The organism is Nodularia harveyana UHCC-0300 (assembly GCF_034931085.1).
In the GTDB taxonomy this organism is placed as follows: domain Bacteria; phylum Cyanobacteriota; class Cyanobacteriia; order Cyanobacteriales; family Nostocaceae; genus Nodularia; species Nodularia harveyana.
In genome coordinates this window covers 13,157-30,550 of sequence record NZ_JAYGHG010000013.1, presented here as the reverse complement: position 1 = coordinate 30,550, position 17,394 = coordinate 13,157, and the positions used below count along the sequence as shown (strand labels likewise).

Below are 17,394 nucleotides of genomic sequence, written 5' to 3'. Positions count from 1 at the left end.
GTCAAGACTGTTACAATAAAACTATCAAACTATCACTTCTCCTTGGCTATTTGGGCTTTAGCCTGTTGCCATAGAGACTCTAACTCATCCAAACTGTAATCAGAAAGGGGGCGATCGACAACCGCCTCCATTTTTTGTAATCTCTGCACAAAGCGTTGATTTGTCCCATGTAACGCAGCACTAGGGTCAATATTATGCCACCGTGCTAACTGCATGACTGCAAATAATAAATCACCTAATTCTGCTTCTTGTCGTTCTGGTGTTTCCTCAGCCAAAGCTTGTTGGAACTCTCCCAACTCCTCATGAAACTTCGCCCAAACTCCGTCAATATTTTCCCACTCAAACCCGACACCCGCAGCCTTTTGGGAAATCTTCATCGCCGCCATTAGAGGGGGAAGAGTGCGATAATAACGAGCTAGTTTATGACTAAATTGATGCTTTTCCGGAACATCTCCCTTTTCCAGTGCCTTTATCGCCTCCCAATTTTGGCGAACCTCATCCACACTATCCACCGACACATCACCAAAAACATGGGGATGACGACGAATTAACTTTTGCGAAATTCCCCTAGCCACATCCTCCAAATTAAAATCCCCCGACTCCCCAGCAATTTGGGCTTGGAGAACCACCTGTAACAGTAAATCCCCCAACTCCTCCTTAATCCCCGCCTGATCCCCTTCCCGAATCGCATCAACCACCTCATAAGCCTCCTCAATCACATAAGGAATCAGACTTTGAGGCGTTTGTGCCAAATCCCAAGGACAACCCCCATCAGGCGATCGCAACTTAGCCACCACCCCAATCAACTCTTCTAAAGCATCCATAAAAAACCTCCGCGAACCTTTGCGCTTACCTTAGCGTACCTCTGCGTTTAACTCTTCCTCTCTTCCCCTTCTTCTTCCCAGCAAACAAACCCCTAACCCCCTGCTTCTGCACCCGCTTATAAGCCGAACCCCCCCAATCGCTGAGAGAATGACTCATAGCACCGAGTTCCAAGCCTAAAAACAAAGCCAAATATTCAGTAGTGTAAACCACAAGCGATCGCCCCAGACCCATAACCACATCTTGCCAAGTCACAGCCAAAATTCCCAGCATTTCCCCAATCAGCAAAAAGGCGATCGCCACCAACCCCAGCACACAGCCCAGATAAATCACCCGGATAATTGTGCCAATAAGGGGACCATGAGAAAATACAGAACGGTGACGGAGATGTTTTTGATAAGGTCGCCAAATACAACGCAAATAGCCCCAGCGTTGAAACTGACGCGAGTAAATATCCAAATCGGGGCCGAACATCAAACCGCTAAACATAAACCCACTCGCCACCAATAAGGTTAAATTGCTGCTGCGAGTTTGCCATAAAGTTACACCGGCGATTACAGGCAGAGTATATAAGGTGATGCGATCGTGGGTTCCACCAGAGGGCATAATGCAGTTAAATTGCCTGTATGCAAAGAATTACTGAGTTATTATTGTACGTGAAAAAAAAAGTTTCCCAAAGGGGTTGCGCCATCAGAAATCTTTTGCTATATTGGTTAACTGTGAGAGCAAACGGGTGGTTAGCTCAGTTGGTAGAGCGCCTGCCTTACAAGCAGGATGTCATCAGTTCGAGTCTGGTACTACCCACTTTTCAAGAATGTTACCATCTGCGTCCTAATAAAATTGGAAGCAGATGGTTTCTAATTTACGGGTTAAATATCGGGAGGTTGAAGAATTAGATGACAGCACCTCAACCAAAAGTTTTGACAAACTCCCAGCTTTACAATGAAGATTTTTATCTTTGGCTAGAGACAACAGCTAAACAACTCAAAGCAGGTAAATTAGCGGAAGTTGATTTAGTCAATCTCATTGAAGAAATTGAATGCATGGGTAGAAGTGAAAAAAGAGCATTAAAAAGTAATTTAATAGTTGTTTTAATGCACTTACTGAAATATAAGTATCAGCCAGAGAAACGTACTAATAGTTGGCTATCTACTATATTTGAGCATCGTCGGAGACTTCAAGAAGGTTTAGTAGAGAGTCCTAGTTTAAAAAACTACTTTGACGAAAATTTTGCGATATGTTATCAGGATGCAAGACAACAAGCGGCTTTAGAAACTGGTTTGTTAATTAATACTTTTCCTATGGATTCTCCTTTTACTGCGGATGAATGTTTGCATAAAGATTTTTTGCCTGAGTAAATTTCACCCTTACCACAGATTAAAGCAGCCAGACTCTTAGCAATCGTGTTAGCATTCTCCATTGAGCCGGATTTGATTATTGTGAGGATTTTGTTGGTAATGCCGATGGAGTAGCCCCTGGAATTGCTCGCTGCTGTTGGTAAAAGCCAACAACTTTTTGCACGTAAGTAGCAGTAAAGCCTTGATCGCAGCCTGTATAGCTACCAGTCATCCACCAACAAGCTACACCATGCACAGCTTTAGTTTCATTATTACTACTAGTCTTAAATTGATTGTTTAACTCACGACGTGTGATACAGGATACGATAAAGCGTGCTGTCACGGGGCTATCTTCAAACTGCGTAGCTGTTAATTCCCGTTGGAGACAATATTTCGACCAAGCTTTGATGGTTTCTGGTTTAACTTGCCATTCACTGTAAAGTCCATCGTTTTCGATACCTGTTTGCGGTGCAGACTGTCTCAGAGCCTCTACGGTTGCTGCTACTTGAGCATTAGAAACCATTTGTTGTGCTTGAGCTAAGAATGGCAGTAGCCCAAAATTCACAACTAATCCACATAGCAGTAACGGTATAGGGTTTTTTCTCATGATTTTGGATTATTAAATACTATCTATAGTTTACAGATGATGATGCAGGGTAAACCCATCTAAATTACTCTTGCTCACAACCGAGGTTAAGAACCAACGAAAAAATCAACATTGATCATTTGAGAAAGAAACCCCAAAGCACAAAGACACAAAGTAAAACTGCAAAAGCCGGACGGTTTTTTGATACGATAGTAGCTCTAACTCGTGAAATAACGGTTTTCGTATGAGCAAAGGCACCCTGTTTGATAAAGTTTGGAACTTACACACCGTTGGAACACTTCCTTCAGGGCTGACGCAACTATTTATTGGGCTACACCTGATTCATGAAGTCACCAGTCCCCAAGCCTTTGCGATGTTGAGGGAAAGGGGTCTCAAGGTGCTATTTCCCCAACGCACTATCGCCACAGTGGATCACATCGTCCCTACTGATAATCAAGCCCGGCCATTTACTGACAAGATGGCGGAAGATATGATCCAGGCTTTAGAAACAAACTGTCAAGAAAATAACATCACTTTTCATAATATCGGTTCTGGTAATCAAGGGATAGTCCACGTCATCGCCCCAGAACAAGGACTAACTCAGCCAGGAATGACGATCGCTTGTGGAGATAGTCACACATCTAGCCACGGCGCATTCGGTGCGATCGCATTTGGAATTGGTACTAGCCAAGTAAGGGATGTTCTCGCCTCTCAAACCCTGGCTTTATCTAAACTCAAAGTCCGCAAAATCGAAGTCAACGGTAAATTAAACCCTGGTGTTTACGCCAAAGATGTCATCCTCCACATTATTCGGATTCTAGGTGTAAAAGGTGGCGTGGGTTATGCGTATGAATACGCGGGTAGCACCTTCGCAGAGATGAACATGGAAGAACGGATGACCGTTTGCAACATGGCTATTGAAGGCGGCGCGAGATGCGGTTATGTCAACCCTGATCAAGTAACTTACGATTACTTAAAAGGTCGAGATTTCGCCCCCAAAGGTGCAGAATGGGACAAAGCGGTGTCTTGGTGGGAATCCATCAAGAGTGATGCTGATGCCGAATATGATGATGTGGTAGTCTTCGACGCTGCCGATATTTCCCCCACAGTTACTTGGGGAATTACACCCGGTCAAGGTATCGGGGTAAATCAATTTATACCCAAACCCGAAGAATTGCTGGAAGAAGACCGATTTATTGCGGAAGAAGCCTATAAATACATGGATTTGTTTCCCGGTCAACCAATCAAAGGTACTAAAATTGATGTCTGCTTTATTGGGAGTTGCACCAACGGCAGAATCAGCGACTTGCGAGAAGCCGCAAAAATTGCTCAAGGGCGCAAAGTTGCAGAGGGAGTTAAAGCCTTTGTTGTCCCTGGTTCAGAACGAGTGAAGCAAGAAGCAGAAGCCGAAGGACTAGACAAAATCTTTGAAGCAGCAGGATTTGAGTGGCGTGAACCCGGTTGTTCTATGTGTTTAGCCATGAACCCCGACAAACTCCAAGGCAGACAAATCAGCGCCTCTTCCTCCAACCGCAACTTTAAAGGCCGACAAGGTTCATCCTCTGGTCGCACATTACTCATGAGTCCGGCTATGGTTGCAACTGCGGCTATCCAAGGGGAAGTTTCAGATGTGCGCGAGTTGTTATGAATATGGATTAGTTTCACGCAAAGGCGCAAAGTCGCAAAGAAGAGGAGTTTAAGAGGTGTAATTTTGGGATTTTCTTGTGTACTTTACCCAGATAAGTTGGAAAATCTCTCATAACCAGATTGTTGTTAAAAGTTGAGTAAGAATTTAAATTTATGGTCAGTGAAGTTAAAAAAATCTCAGGGCGCGGTATAATCCTTATTGGGGATGATATAGATACAGATAGAATTATTCCCGCCCGGTACTTAAAAGCCATCACCTTTGATGGATTGGGTGAAGGTGTATTTATTGATGACCGGACAGCTTTGAAAGGTGAACATCCTTTTGACCAACCGCAATATCAAGGGGCGAATGTTTTAATAGTTAACCGCAACTTTGGCTGTGGTTCATCACGAGAACACGCTCCCCAGGCGATCGCTAAATGGGGTATTCAAGCTTTAATTGGTGAGAGTTTCGCCGAAATATTTTTTGGTAACTGTGTAGCAATGGGTATACCTTGCCTGACCGCAGACACTACCACAGTGAAAAAACTGCAAGAACTTGTAGCTGCTAATCCCCAAGCTGCTGTCACAGTGAACTTGGAAACTTTAGAAGCCCAGATTAATGATTATACTGCCAAAGTTGCCATGAATGAAGGCACTCGCAGTACTTTTATTGCGGGGACATGGGATGCTTGCGGTCAGTTAGTCGCTCATGCTGACCAAGTTCGGGCTACGGCTGCAAAGTTGCCTTATATCAGTTGGGGTAAGTTAGCGGCGAGTTAATTTAGAATAATTAGAGTTTTTTTGTCTATAAGATTTTCCACTTAAACTGATTTGGTTTAGGTGGTTTTTTTGTTTAGCTAAGAAGTTCTGGCAAATCTTATAATAGAGGATAAACGAACCACAGAGGCACAGAGAACGCAGAGAAATTAAGATTTGAGGGGTTGTTTGCGGAAGTCTTAAAATATTGATTTGTCAGGATTAGTTTAGGAGTAATTGCTGATGACACTACCAACTCAGGTAAATTCTCAAGTTTCTTTAGCAGAATTTTTTAAATTACCAGAAACTAAACCAGCTAGTGAATATATTGATGGATGCATCTACCAAAAACCAATGCCCCAAGGTAAACATAGCAGGATTCAAACTTGTTTATCAACTAATATTAATCAGGTGGGTGAACCCCAGCAGAAAGCTTTAGCATTAACTGAGTTACGCTGCACTTTTGGGGGACGTTCTTTAGTTCCAGATATTGCTGTGTTTGAGTGGTCACGCATCCCTACTGATGCAGATGGAGAAATTGCCAATAGGTTTGAAAGTTATCCAGATTGGACTATTGAAATTTTATCCCCTGATCAATCTCCTAATCATGTAATTAATAAAATTATTTTTTGTATTAACCAGGGGACTAAATTAGGTTGGTTTATTGACCCTAATGATAAATCGGTGATGGTATTTCAACCCCATCAATTACCTGAAGTTAAATACAATGCTGATATCTTACCTGTTCTCGATGTGTTTACAGATTGGCGGTTACAAGCAAAAGATATTTTTAGTTGGTTGAAGGTGAGATAGATATTTACAGCAACCGCCAAGGTAGTTAGGACATGGCAAAAGTCTAAAACCCAGCCACACCAAGCATTTCAATTTTGACTTTTGACTTTTGACTTTTGACTTTTGACTTTTGCTATACCACCCTGCAATTGCTGTCCTGATACCCAAGCCATGATTTGCTATTCTACAAAATTGGTGTTAATTGTGACACGATTATCAACAAAATTATCAAGAAAAATTATTGATTCCTGGATAGTCGCCAGAAAACTAACCGGAATTGTGACAATTACGCTAGAATTATTAAAGGTTCTTTACAGAAATTGCAAATCATAAACAATTCTGTTAAAGCAACTCAGCATTGAAAATTAAATCTAAAAGCCCCCTCTAGAGTTCAATAAAAAGCTCCTATGACGCTCCCAATTCGCAACGTCGCCATTATCGCCCACGTTGACCACGGCAAAACTACCCTGGTTGATGCGCTCCTCAAACAATCTGGTATTTTCCGAGAAGGTGAAGACGTTCCGGATTGTGTCATGGATTCCAACACCCTAGAACGGGAGCGGGGTATTACAATTCTCTCGAAAAATACAGCCGTTCGCTACAAAGAAACTTTAATCAATATTGTTGATACCCCAGGACACGCTGACTTTGGCGGCGAAGTTGAACGGGTGTTAGGGATGGTTGACGGTTGTTTGTTAATTGTCGATGCTAACGAAGGCCCTATGCCTCAGACCCGCTTTGTTTTGAAAAAAGCGCTGGAAAAAGGTTTGCGCCCCATTGTTGTCATTAACAAGATTGACCGCGCCCAAGCTGACCCCCACGTTGCTGTGGATAAGGTTTTGGATCTGTTCTTAGAATTAGGCGCAGATGAAGACCAGTGTGATTTTACCTATCTGTTTGCTTCCGGGATGGGCGGTTTCGCTAAGGAAAGCATGGAAGCAGAAGATGTAGATATGCAGCCTCTGTTTAATGCGATTCTGCAACACGTTCCACCTCCTGTTGGCGACATCAACAAGCCTTTGCAATTGCAAGTCACCACTCTAGATTATTCAGAATATCTAGGACGGATTGTGATTGGTAGAATCCACAATGGTACGATCCGCGCTGGACAACAAGCGGCTCTAGTAACAGAAAATGGCACAATTGTCAAGTCCAAAATTACCAAATTGATGGGATTTGAAGGACTGAAGCGGGTGGAAATGGAAGAAGCCACCGCCGGATATATTGTGGCTGTGTCTGGTTTCGCTGATGCTTACATTGGAGAAACTATTACTGACCCCAATGAACCCCAAGCTTTACCACTGATTAAGGTTGATGAACCAACTTTACAAATGACCTTCTGGGTAAATGATTCACCTTTTGCTGGTCAAGAAGGTAAACTGGTAACATCTAGACAAGTACGCGATCGCCTATTCCGCGAACTAGAAACTAATGTCGCCCTCCGAGTGGAAGAAACTGATTCTCCCGATAAATTCCAAGTTTGTGGACGGGGTGAATTACACTTGGGTATCTTAATTGAAACCATGCGCCGAGAAGGTTTCGAGTTCCAAGTATCTCAACCACAGGTAATTTATAGAGAAATCAATGGTCAACCTTGCGAACCTTTTGAACTCCTAGCATTGGATATCCCTGAAGATGCTGTCGGTAGCTGTATTGAACGCCTGGGACAACGGAAAGGCGAAATGCAGGATATGCAGGTTGTTGGTAATGGACGCACTCTACTAGAGTTTATTATTCCCGCCCGTGGTTTGATTGGTTTCCGGGGTGAATTTATGCGGATGACTCGTGGTGAAGGTATTATGAACCACAGTTTCCATGATTATCGTCCCCTATCTGGTGATATTGAAGCCCGTAACAAAGGCGTTCTCATTGCTTTTGAAGAAGGTGTTTCGACTTTCTACGCTATGAAAAACTCGGAAGACCGAGGCGCATTCTTTATCGTTCCAGGTACTAAAGTTTACAAGGGTATGATTATCGGTGAACATAATCGCCCCCAAGACTTAGAACTAAATGTCTGTAAGACTAAGCAGTTAACCAATCACCGCGCTTCTGGTGGTGAAGAACTAGTACAATTGCAAACACCAATAGACATGAGTCTAGAACGGGCTTTGGAATATATCGGACCCGATGAATTGGTGGAAGTGACACCGGAATCTATTCGTTTACGGAAAGTTAGCAAAAAGTTTGCTAAACGTTAAGAACCCCACCCCCAACCCCTCCCCGCAAGCGAGGAGGGGAGTTAGATAAAATATCAATAATCACCCCAAACCGGAAGGGAGGAGGGGAGTTAGATAAAATATCAATAATCACCCCAAACCCCAAGGGATGAGGGGAGTTAGATAAAATATCAATAATCACCCCTAAACCCCAAGGGATGAGGGGAGTTAGATAAAATATCAATAATCACCCCAAACCGGAAACGAGGAGGGGATTTTTTTTGCTAAACTTTAGCCGTGGCAGAATTTGGTAAACTGACTTTTAGCCGATTTAACATGGCTGACCGAGCTTGTAAAGCTAGACTATCATCTAAAGCTGATAAGGCGATCGCCTGTTGATATTTGAGACGCAACGCCGTTTGAATCAACCAGTCAGCGACAAAGGGATTTTTGGGTAACAGAGGACCGTGGGAATAAGTGGCGATCGCATTCTGATAAAATGCTCCTTCAGTCCCATCTTCACCATTATTACCCAAACCATAGACCACACGCCCCAAAGCTTCCACTTTACCTAACTTGGTGCGTCCCCCATGATTTTCAAACCCCACTAAATAAGGTTTATTCCCCGTCATCTCTTCCAGTTCCCGCGCCAGACGAGAAGCTGTAACTTCAATTACCAAGTTACCAATACAGCGTTGAGTATTTTCACCAGGATGAATAGAGACTAAATCCAGGATTCCTAAACCTTCAATCCGCTTTCCCAAAGCAGGTTCATAATATTTTCCCAGCAATTGAGGAGAACCACAGGTAAATACTCCTGGTGTGCCATTTTCAATTTTCTCACGCATCGCCTCAGCCTTCGCGCCTTGCAAATCACGCATGACAATTTCTTGCTGACGGTCTTGTGCGCCACCACCCACGATGATATCTACACCTTGAATATCAGCAGCTGTGGAATTTTGGTCTAATGCCACCACCTCCACATTATACCCCCGCCACTGGGCGCGACGTTGGATAGTTATCACATTTCCGCGATCGCCATAAGTACTCATTAAAGTGGGATATAACCAGCCAATTATTAATTCTAAATTTTCCGAACTCATAAAACCTCACTAATAACTAATAATTTTTATCCAGGACTTACGCAACAATTGCCAAAAATCTTGATTTATCCAACCGCCAAGCCGCCAAGAACGCCAAGAAAACGTAGATTATGCGTAAGTCCTATTATCAACAAAAATATCAAAGGATGAATATGTGTTAGGAGTTACGCAAAAACTCTCTCACATCCTGATTTCTCTGTGTCCTCTGCGTCTCTGTGGTATGCGCTACGCGCACGCTACGCGAACGTTATTCCTATGTGTTTTTTCCCATCATTCCTAATACTAGTTATTTAGTCTAGGGAAACTTCAACCATTTTCCTGACTAAGAAAAGGGGAGAATATAAACCCACGCAGGTGGTCACTGAGCTTGCCGAAGTGTGGGTTTTGTCTGTGTAGCTGCGATTTCTCATCCCCAGGACTTTCCCAATATCGTTTTACAAAATTTTTCTCCCAGTCAGAACTTCGCGCACTTCTAACATCGCGGAATAGGTTGGTAAAATGTGGAGAGTTTCATTTTCTGGCGTATGTTTTAATGCAATTGCGATCGCCTGACGCAAATCCTCTTCTACAATTAAATTCAGGTTACTCTGTCCCAGATTTTCACTATACCGCAGACGTAACGCCAAATCATAGACGCGATCGCCACTCACAACCAAAGTTCCTCCCCGTTGGACTAACTTCTCTGTATCAACATCCCAAATCCATGATACATCAGTACCATCAGGAGTGCGATCGTTCAAAACCAGAAGTGTAGTTTTATCATTGCTTTCAGTCACCACCCGAATTGTTTCATTAGTCCCCACCGGATTTTTTGATAATAAAATCCGCACCCGCTTATCATTAATTACCAAATCTTCAGCCCGACCAAAAGCAGCTTGAAAATTGTTAACTGCATCTCGAATTACCGCCTCATCAACGCCTAACTCTTTTGCCGCAGTTACAGCCGCTAAAGTATTATATTTGTTATATAAACCCACCAAAATTTGTGACCATTCGCTGCTTTCTAGCGTCGGTTTACTTTTACTAAAACCACACTGGGGACAAGTAAAATCTCCCAAATGGGACAAATACACACCTTTGTAATCTAAAGAATGTCCACAACTGGGACAATAAATCGAATCCACAGCGTGAGGAATAGCTTCCAGATAGTATTCCGGTTCATTCATCCCAAAAAATGACACCTTTTGGGGTAACTGCTGACCGAGATAACATAAAGTTGGGTCATCAGCATTAGGAATCACCACCGTTTCCAGAGGGAGAGTAGAAATTACCTTCGTCCAGCGCTTACTAATACTGTCCACTTCCCCATACCTATCCAATTGGTCGCGGAATAAATTTAAACAGAGAATAATTCTCGGCTGGAGAGGCTTTAAAACTCTGGGTACAATATTCTCATCTACTTCCAGAATCGCGTAATCAACATTCAGCGTTCCCAGCAAGCTGGTATTTTCCATCAACGCCGTCATCAAGCCATTTTCCAGATTTGCGCCTGTAGAGTTATGGGCGATGCGATAACCTTGGCGTTCTAGGATTGTACATAAAAGCAGTGCCGTGGTAGTTTTGCCATTAGTACCAGCAATCAGAATTACCCCATTTTTCACTTGCTGACTCAATAATTCCAACAATCGGGGTTGAATACGACGAGCAATTGAGCCTGGTAATACACTAGCAGCACCCAAACGCAGCGACTTGACTATAAACGTCACACTTTTAGCCACCGACACCGCGAAACCGAGCCGCAATCTATCTATGAGTTGAATTTTATTTCCCACATCCCTATCCTAATCTGCTAGCGGTTTCTAATTTATAATCTTTAATTTACCTATTCCCTATTCCCCACTCCCATACCTGTAAGCGTTATCTTAAAGGATAGTGCTTGGGTGTAATTACATATCCAGCCCACTGGAACAAATTCAGTACAAACTGATGAAAATTAATAGCTTGCAAGGTTGTCTTTGATGAAAAATCTAAAGTTTCTATTTTTACATAAAACAATTGCTAACTGGCGAGGAATACTCTCCAAATGTTTGTTATTTGTTGCTTGTCTATTGATGATAAATATACAACCTGCTTATGCTGGTATAAATGATGATCTTTATGATGGTAACATTTTCGTAGTTTACGCTGGTAATGGTTCACTGGTTCCCCCCAGAGAGAGTTTAGCCAAATCTTTAGAAGAACATAAAGCCGTGTTTTTAGCGTTTTATGTAGATGACAGCACCGATTGTAAAAAATACGCTATTTCAATTTCACAAGTACAGGAATTCTACGGGCGAGCCGCAGAGATTATCCCTATAGATGTGGATACTATTCCTGTGAAAGCAAGCTATGAACCCACAGAACCAGGATACTATTATTCTGGCGCTGTACCCCAAGTTGTGGTTTTTAATAAATCAGGTGAAGTAGTTTTAAATAAAACTGGTCAAGTACCTTACGAAGAAATAGACGATAAATTTCGGGAAGTGTTTGATTTATTACCCCGCACCGAATCTCTGCCATTACAGCGACGTTCATTCAACGAATTTAGTAGTGAATTAGCCGAATAACTTTCAGGGTAGACCAAATCGGTCTGCCCTAATTTTTAGTTTCGTGGGATACTGCATTCCCCTGGATGAAAAAGGATAATATAAAAGTTAATAACTAATGACTAATGATTACTAGAGTGTGTTCTGATGTCAAAGGTTTATACTTCCGAAGAACTAATCCAAATTTTGGCAGATGAACGCCAAGCTTGTCTGAAGGGGAAACGCCTAAAATTAGAGGTGACAGTTTCTGGTAATCCTGTAATCGACCAGTTTATCAAAACTGATGGGTTGCAAAAGTTCACCGCCTATCAAGATTTTAAAGCGGCGATTCACGATTATCAAAGAGAAAATCAAGTATCAGGGATTGTCTGGAGAGAAATGACAGTCAAAGGTAAAACTTTGCACTATCCAGAAGTCGATACCGAATTAATCGCTCTGAGTACGGACTTAGAAATCATTAAAGCGCAGAAAAATTCTCTCTTAACATTTTGGGATGAAGTGACTGCGGGGATGGATTTGTACTTGAGTTTTAATAACAATAAACAACACCAAAAAATTCTCCCACCTGATGTAAAGAGAATTGCTAAAACCACAGAATGGGCAAGTTTATGGAAGTGGGAAAATTCTAACTTTTTGGAAATGATTTTGCAATTAGGATGGGGAAAACCAGAAGAAGCTCGTTACAAACGGGGAAGACCGCAATCGGGTAGTGAACAAATTCACGCTGTTAATCCGGGAAATCATCCCATTGGTTAAAGGTGATTTGTTCTTTGGTTCTCCTTTTGCAAGTTGAGATTTCCTTTTTTCTTCAGTACAGGAATCAAGTGGTCGAGAAAGACTGGAGTTTGTCTATTTTCAGGAGACTGAATTGGGATAAGTTTACGACTTTGAGTAGAGGGAGAAGAAAACTCCAGAGCAATTGAGTTGCACTCTAGCTCATAGGCAACTTCAATACATTTTCTAGCCCCAACGCTATTATAAAATCCTATAGAAAAGGCGATCGCTGCTGTACTTCTTATTGTTCCAGTGGAGAGCCTCCTTCAAGATAAATTCCAAAGGCTCGTTCAGCTTCAGTCAAGATTTCTTTTTCAAAGTTTTTATTCATTTATATGTCAAATTTTTTACACTTTTTCATATAAAAGCATCCAACAAAAAAATTAAATGCGCTAGGATTAACCTATTATCCTTGTTAGACTAACTAAGAGCGTTAAGATAGCATTTGATTATTTGGTGACAGTCAAGCTTATCTGTGTTGTTGTCCACTCGCGGCTGGGAGATGCAGCTACAGATAACTTTCTAGTTGGTGGTTGCTCCTGACCAATTGCCGCCAAGAGAGTATCTAGCGGATTCCCGGAGCGGGTTAATCCTTGAGCTTTAGGCTGTTTATCAAGTGAAGGTAGTTCTAGCCAACGGAAGTTTGCTTGGTCAACGGTAGCAAAGGCTTTCACAGTATCTTCACCTGCCGAACCTGCTGGAATTGCTACAACCTCTCCTTTGGATGCATAAATTGTCACGAACTTTTCTCCGTTACCTGGATGAATTTGTTGCACTGACCAATCAGAAGCAATATCTAGAACAGCAACATTGAGGTCTTGCGATGAATTATTATAAATTGACAGGAATACATATTCACCTGATTTTACAGTGGGGTTACTGGGATCGGCAAACTTTTTCAACTGAGATTGAGGTGGAATATCATCTCCTTCCTCATAAATATCTGATGTTCCTAGCCACTCAATAGTTAGTTTACCTGCTAAAGGCGAAGCTTTATCTCTGTTATCTAACTCTGCTGTAGCATGGTATTTGGCTAGATGAACTAATCTTTTAATGACAGTTGCAGCTGCATCAGGGTCACTTATTTTTACAGGAGTGATATTTTGATATGGATGTCCAGTGCGATCGCATATCTCATATTCTCCCTTGTTATTAACAACAACTCGATAAGCAACTCCATCATCGTCATCTTCAGTTACTTTTTCTTCTGCTAACTCTACCCAACCATTACCATTTTCAGGAAGAGCTTTTCTTAGTGACTGCAAAGCATTCGGTTGCTGTTTAAAGATTTCTGGCAGAAGTTTGTTAGCTGGTACTTTACCAGATTCAGCCAACTCTGTTTCTGTTGCTTGTTCTTGATTAAACAGAGAAACTTTACGAACCAGATTAATTGAAGGAGAAACTAAAACAGCTTGATCTCCATCTTCAACCTCAAGTTCTCTGCCCTCAATAAGTTTCAAATAGCAAAGAGATTCAGTTGCTCCCCTTTGAATAATTGTGGCGATCGCAATCCGATTTTGTTTATTTTTTAAATCAGTTACGGTACGAGGATAAATCGCAAATTCTGCTCCCTTAGCAACACCATTTGCTTGTCCCACCCCTAACTTTGCCTGTATTTCACCTGTCTGTGCATCTTTCTCCACATTCAAAACTGGAACTGCATAAACAGTTTCAGCAAACTCATCACCAAAAATAATCCGATTTACCTCACCCATTGAAATGGGAGTTTGTTGTGGGAATTGACTGTGGATTTTGGCATTAATGCGCTCGAACAAATCCTTATAAGTTTGTCCAGGATTTTGTTGTCTTAAAGTATCTAGCAACCAATAGGTCAGCGCACCGTTTCGTTCTTTGGTTTCCCGATTGAACGCATACTCATAAGCATATTCATTCTGACGACAGGCTGCTAGAAGCACATAATCTCTGGCTGCACGTAGTCCAGAAGGTTTTAGTCCACGGGGTGTTTCTTCAGTGACCGATCGCCAAGTTTCTGCTAGTATTTCTACAGGTGCGATAAGTTCTTGACCAGGTTGCAGAGGTTTATCATCAACACCCTCACCCCCTCGAATTTCTACATCCCCTCGCGTTGCACCCCCAGAGTGACAACAATCCAATACGACCGTAACTGTTAGTTTTTTACCTACCAATTCCTTTAACAATTGTCTCAGGTCCAGATCGCGCAAATACTGTCCTTCAGAAGTACCAATATCTGTAGGGACTAATCCTTCATCAATGCCATCATCACCTTTAATCGATGGGAAAACTGTTTTTGCCCGTCCACCGTGTCCAGAGTAGTGGATATATACCTGCGAACCTTCTGGAACCATTTTCTTCAGCTTTCTGAAGGAATCGATCATATTCTGACGAGTAGGTAGTTTTTCCGGGGTCTCTTTTTCTAGTGGTTTGCTTGGTTCGTTCGGGTCACCAATAGAAGCTGTCAACTTCAAAATCTGTTCTTTCGGAACTTTCCGCTCATCAATTAAAAAAGCTTCCACATGATTAATATCTCGTACACATCCCCCAAGACTTTTATAAAGACTACCATCAGGTAATCTGTTGGGCATATACGAGTCAATCCCGATTAATAGTGCGTACAAGTTTGCTGTTTGAGAAATTTCGTCAGCCATATAAATCCTTAATATTTCGATAAAAATGGCTATATTGTCCATTTTTAGAGCGTTAATTTGCGCTTTTCCATAACCATAATCCTATTAAGCTAATGCGCTTTTAAATTGCCTAACTCTACTCCCCAGAAAGAGGCGGCGACACGGGGACACGGAGATGCAATTTGAATAACGATTAGCTTATTAATTTAAGTTTGGGTTAACTGTCTGGTGCAGGAGTTTATGCGATTAGTTCAAGGGTTTTTACTCCAGCCAATCCATCAACAACCAAACCTTTTTGCTGTTGGAATTCTTTTATAGCCCTTTGAGTTTCTGCTCCCAAGACACCATCAGCAACTGTAATAGCAAAACCTGCTGCCTTTAACTTTTCCTGAAGTTTACGCACGTCTGAACCTTCCATTAACGGACGGCTGAGACGCAAAGTTCTAGGCTTGTCGTCCCAAGGTGTTTTCGCAAAACCCATTGCAGGAGAGCGATTTAAAGCACTCTCAGTTTTAGGACCCCAGACACCATCCTCGCCAATCTTCTCAGTGAGATTATTCTTGTTCCAAAGTTGCTGAAAGGCTAATATAGTTTCTCTGCGAAGATCCTTCGCACCTGCGCCTCGATAATCGATGTGTGGTGGATCATTACGCAAAGGCTCCCAACCCGTACCTTTTAGAAAAGGTAGCCATCCTTGGCGATCCTCAATATCGAGCGCCAAGCCACTCTGATGATAACTTCTACCTGGTAGAGCTACAGGATTTGGATTCTCTCCCCTTTTTTTGCCATTAAACAGCAGCATTTGCTGTGCGAGAGTTCGATAGGCTGAATTAACAACAAGTTTTCTACCCCGCTTTTCAATAGCCTTTTGTAATGCCAGTTTAGCGGCGGGTGCTACGAAAGGATATGCTGCACTTCCTAACTCGACATCTAGATCATCAAAACTCATTAAAGCATCTGGGACGAGGAGATTAATCTGATAGATTAATTGTTGGGATAACCCATTGACAACAGAAGTATTCGCCGTAGGAGCCTTTTCGAGCAAACCATGAAAACTTGCTCTCGGTGCATTTTCTTCAAATTCATTAATTTCTAGACAAGGTTCAACAACCAAATCATCAAATTGTTCAGATGTATCGCTAATGGAGTCGCTCATTTTCACCTCTTTAATTTATTCCAAAAAGTCAACAATCTACAAGTCGGCATTTTTCAAGTTTCAGCACTGACAATTCTATCTTTCAAGCTATCCATTGCTGAAGCTGCCTCACTGCCTTGTCTATCTCTTATCTATGAGTTCACAAACCTAAAGCTTGTAAAGTTTTAGGTCCTACATCACCATCTACTGTCAACCCTTTCTTTTGTTGAAATTGCTTGACTGCTACATCTGTGTCATTTCCAAAATAACCATCAACTTTAAGACTAAAACCAGCTTTGACTAAGGCTTGCTGAAGTTTGATAACATCATCTCCTTGAATCAGAGGTTGTCCAGGTGCAGCCAAGCGCAGCACTCTTGTTGGCTCCCAAGTTTTAGCCCATTCCCAAGGCTTACTCAAAAATAAGGATTGTTCAGCTCTCCTGCGACGTGATAGACCTAGCAGGGCTTGACCACGAGCTTTGTCCCAGCGCAAAAATTGATCTGCTGCTTCTTGGTACTTGCCTTGATTTAATAGCGCTAAAAGTGTTGATTTAAACAAAGCACGAGCACCTACGTTGTAGCTAAAACAAACTAAGGCTGAATGTTGATTGTCATTTATTTGCACTTTGACAGCCTTGGCTACCGCAGCTTCAAATTTACTCAATTCTTTTTTGAGGATTTCCTCAGCTTGTGCCTTGGTAATCTTCATGCCTTTGTAAACACCTTCTGTAGCTCCCCAACCTATAGTCCAAATATTAACTGGGTCTAAATATGCTTCTAAATACAATCCCTCAAATGATTGCAGCAACCTCAATCCCTCGGCGTTAATTGTTTTTATTGACGCTCGCGGTTCTGGTACACTTGGTGGAACTGCATCATCCGGTGTAACTGTAAAAGTCTCTGCTTGAGTGAACTGCAAAGCTTCAATCAGCAAGTCCACTTGTCCTTTTGTTTCTGTTACTTTGAAGATCGTGTCTTCTTCCACTTCTGACAAAGTACCATCTTGAAAGATTTGTAGTCGTTTAATCATGTAAATATTTCTAGCTTTTGATTGGGTAATATACTATTACACAATCATGTGCTATAGCAATCCTAAATGATATATGAGAGTTCAATAAGCCTCAAATGCCTATAGAATAAGAATTTTTGTCTCAGTATTTTCTCATTTTTGAG

General features: G+C 41.9%; 15 protein-coding genes and 1 tRNA gene. 8 read left to right on the top strand and 8 right to left on the bottom strand.

What is annotated here, in order from left to right; translation table 11 throughout:
• Window positions 1-32 precede the first annotated feature (32 nt).
• Both mazG and VB620_RS10180 read right to left on the bottom strand, forming a co-directional pair.
• Window positions 33-824 (bottom strand): nucleoside triphosphate pyrophosphohydrolase, encoded by a 792-nt coding sequence (gene mazG / locus VB620_RS10185; protein ID WP_323196036.1) that lies wholly within the window; start codon window positions 822-824, stop codon window positions 33-35.
• Window positions 825-849: 25 nt separating this feature from the next.
• The gene (locus VB620_RS10180; protein WP_323196035.1) at window positions 850-1,428 is read right to left on the bottom strand and encodes a metal-binding protein; all 579 of its coding nucleotides are present in this window, start codon (window positions 1,426-1,428) and stop codon (window positions 850-852) included.
• Window positions 1,429-1,553: 125 nt separating this feature from the next.
• Here VB620_RS10180 and VB620_RS10175 point away from each other — a divergent pair.
• Both VB620_RS10175 and VB620_RS10170 read left to right on the top strand, forming a co-directional pair.
• Window positions 1,554-1,626: transfer RNA gene (locus VB620_RS10175), tRNA-Val, on the top strand.
• A gap of 92 nt (window positions 1,627-1,718) precedes the next feature.
• Window positions 1,719-2,180, top strand: a complete 462-nt coding sequence (locus tag VB620_RS10170) for a DUF29 domain-containing protein (RefSeq protein ID WP_323196034.1) — start codon at window positions 1,719-1,721, stop codon at window positions 2,178-2,180.
• Between the two features lie 76 nt (window positions 2,181-2,256).
• Here VB620_RS10170 and VB620_RS10165 read toward each other — a convergent pair whose 3' ends face one another.
• Complete coding sequence (locus tag VB620_RS10165; RefSeq protein WP_323196033.1) at window positions 2,257-2,766, bottom strand: hypothetical protein; 510 nt, start codon at window positions 2,764-2,766, stop codon at window positions 2,257-2,259.
• A gap of 223 nt (window positions 2,767-2,989) precedes the next feature.
• Between VB620_RS10165 and leuC the strand changes: the two genes are divergently transcribed.
• From leuC to typA, 4 genes are all read left to right on the top strand, one after another.
• Window positions 2,990-4,393, top strand: coding sequence for a 3-isopropylmalate dehydratase large subunit (gene leuC / locus VB620_RS10160; RefSeq protein WP_323196032.1), 1,404 nt, complete (start codon window positions 2,990-2,992; stop codon window positions 4,391-4,393).
• A 152-nt stretch (window positions 4,394-4,545) separates the two neighbouring features.
• The gene (leuD, locus tag VB620_RS10155) at window positions 4,546-5,154 is read left to right on the top strand and encodes a 3-isopropylmalate dehydratase small subunit (protein WP_323196031.1); all 609 of its coding nucleotides are present in this window, start codon (window positions 4,546-4,548) and stop codon (window positions 5,152-5,154) included.
• Window positions 5,155-5,373: 219 nt separating this feature from the next.
• Entirely contained in the window at window positions 5,374-5,943 is a 570-nt protein-coding gene (locus tag VB620_RS10150) for a Uma2 family endonuclease (protein WP_323196030.1), read from the top strand.
• A 386-nt stretch (window positions 5,944-6,329) separates the two neighbouring features.
• Window positions 6,330-8,120 (top strand): translational GTPase TypA, encoded by a 1,791-nt coding sequence (typA, locus tag VB620_RS10145; protein ID WP_323196029.1) that lies wholly within the window; start codon window positions 6,330-6,332, stop codon window positions 8,118-8,120.
• Between the two features lie 242 nt (window positions 8,121-8,362).
• On the opposite strand, the gene VB620_RS10140 is transcribed toward typA, so the two are convergent.
• Both VB620_RS10140 and VB620_RS10135 read right to left on the bottom strand, forming a co-directional pair.
• Window positions 8,363-9,181: a type 1 glutamine amidotransferase gene (locus tag VB620_RS10140; RefSeq protein WP_323196028.1), complete on the bottom strand. Its 819-nt coding sequence runs from the start codon at window positions 9,179-9,181 to the stop codon at window positions 8,363-8,365.
• Window positions 9,182-9,615: 434 nt separating this feature from the next.
• Window positions 9,616-10,953 (bottom strand): Mur ligase family protein, encoded by a 1,338-nt coding sequence (locus VB620_RS10135; protein ID WP_323196027.1) that lies wholly within the window; start codon window positions 10,951-10,953, stop codon window positions 9,616-9,618.
• 186 nt (window positions 10,954-11,139) lie between these two features.
• On the opposite strand from VB620_RS10135, the gene VB620_RS10130 reads away from it, so the two are divergent.
• Both VB620_RS10130 and VB620_RS10125 read left to right on the top strand, forming a co-directional pair.
• Window positions 11,140-11,727, top strand: coding sequence for a thylakoid membrane photosystem I accumulation factor (locus VB620_RS10130; protein ID WP_323196026.1), 588 nt, complete (start codon window positions 11,140-11,142; stop codon window positions 11,725-11,727).
• A 126-nt stretch (window positions 11,728-11,853) separates the two neighbouring features.
• Window positions 11,854-12,462, top strand: coding sequence for a hypothetical protein (locus VB620_RS10125; RefSeq protein ID WP_323196025.1), 609 nt, complete (start codon window positions 11,854-11,856; stop codon window positions 12,460-12,462).
• Window positions 12,463-12,929: 467 nt separating this feature from the next.
• Here the strand turns inward: VB620_RS10125 and VB620_RS10120 are convergent, their stop codons facing one another.
• From VB620_RS10120 to VB620_RS10110, 3 genes are all read right to left on the bottom strand, one after another.
• Entirely contained in the window at window positions 12,930-15,107 is a 2,178-nt protein-coding gene (locus VB620_RS10120; protein ID WP_323196024.1) for a caspase family protein, read from the bottom strand.
• Between the two features lie 217 nt (window positions 15,108-15,324).
• Window positions 15,325-16,242 (bottom strand): peptidoglycan-binding protein, encoded by a 918-nt coding sequence (locus VB620_RS10115; RefSeq protein ID WP_323196023.1) that lies wholly within the window; start codon window positions 16,240-16,242, stop codon window positions 15,325-15,327.
• Between the two features lie 139 nt (window positions 16,243-16,381).
• On the bottom strand, window positions 16,382-17,251 hold the full coding sequence (locus tag VB620_RS10110) for a glycoside hydrolase family protein (protein WP_323196022.1): 870 nt from the start codon (window positions 17,249-17,251) through the stop codon (window positions 16,382-16,384).
• Window positions 17,252-17,394: the final 143 nt, after the last annotated feature.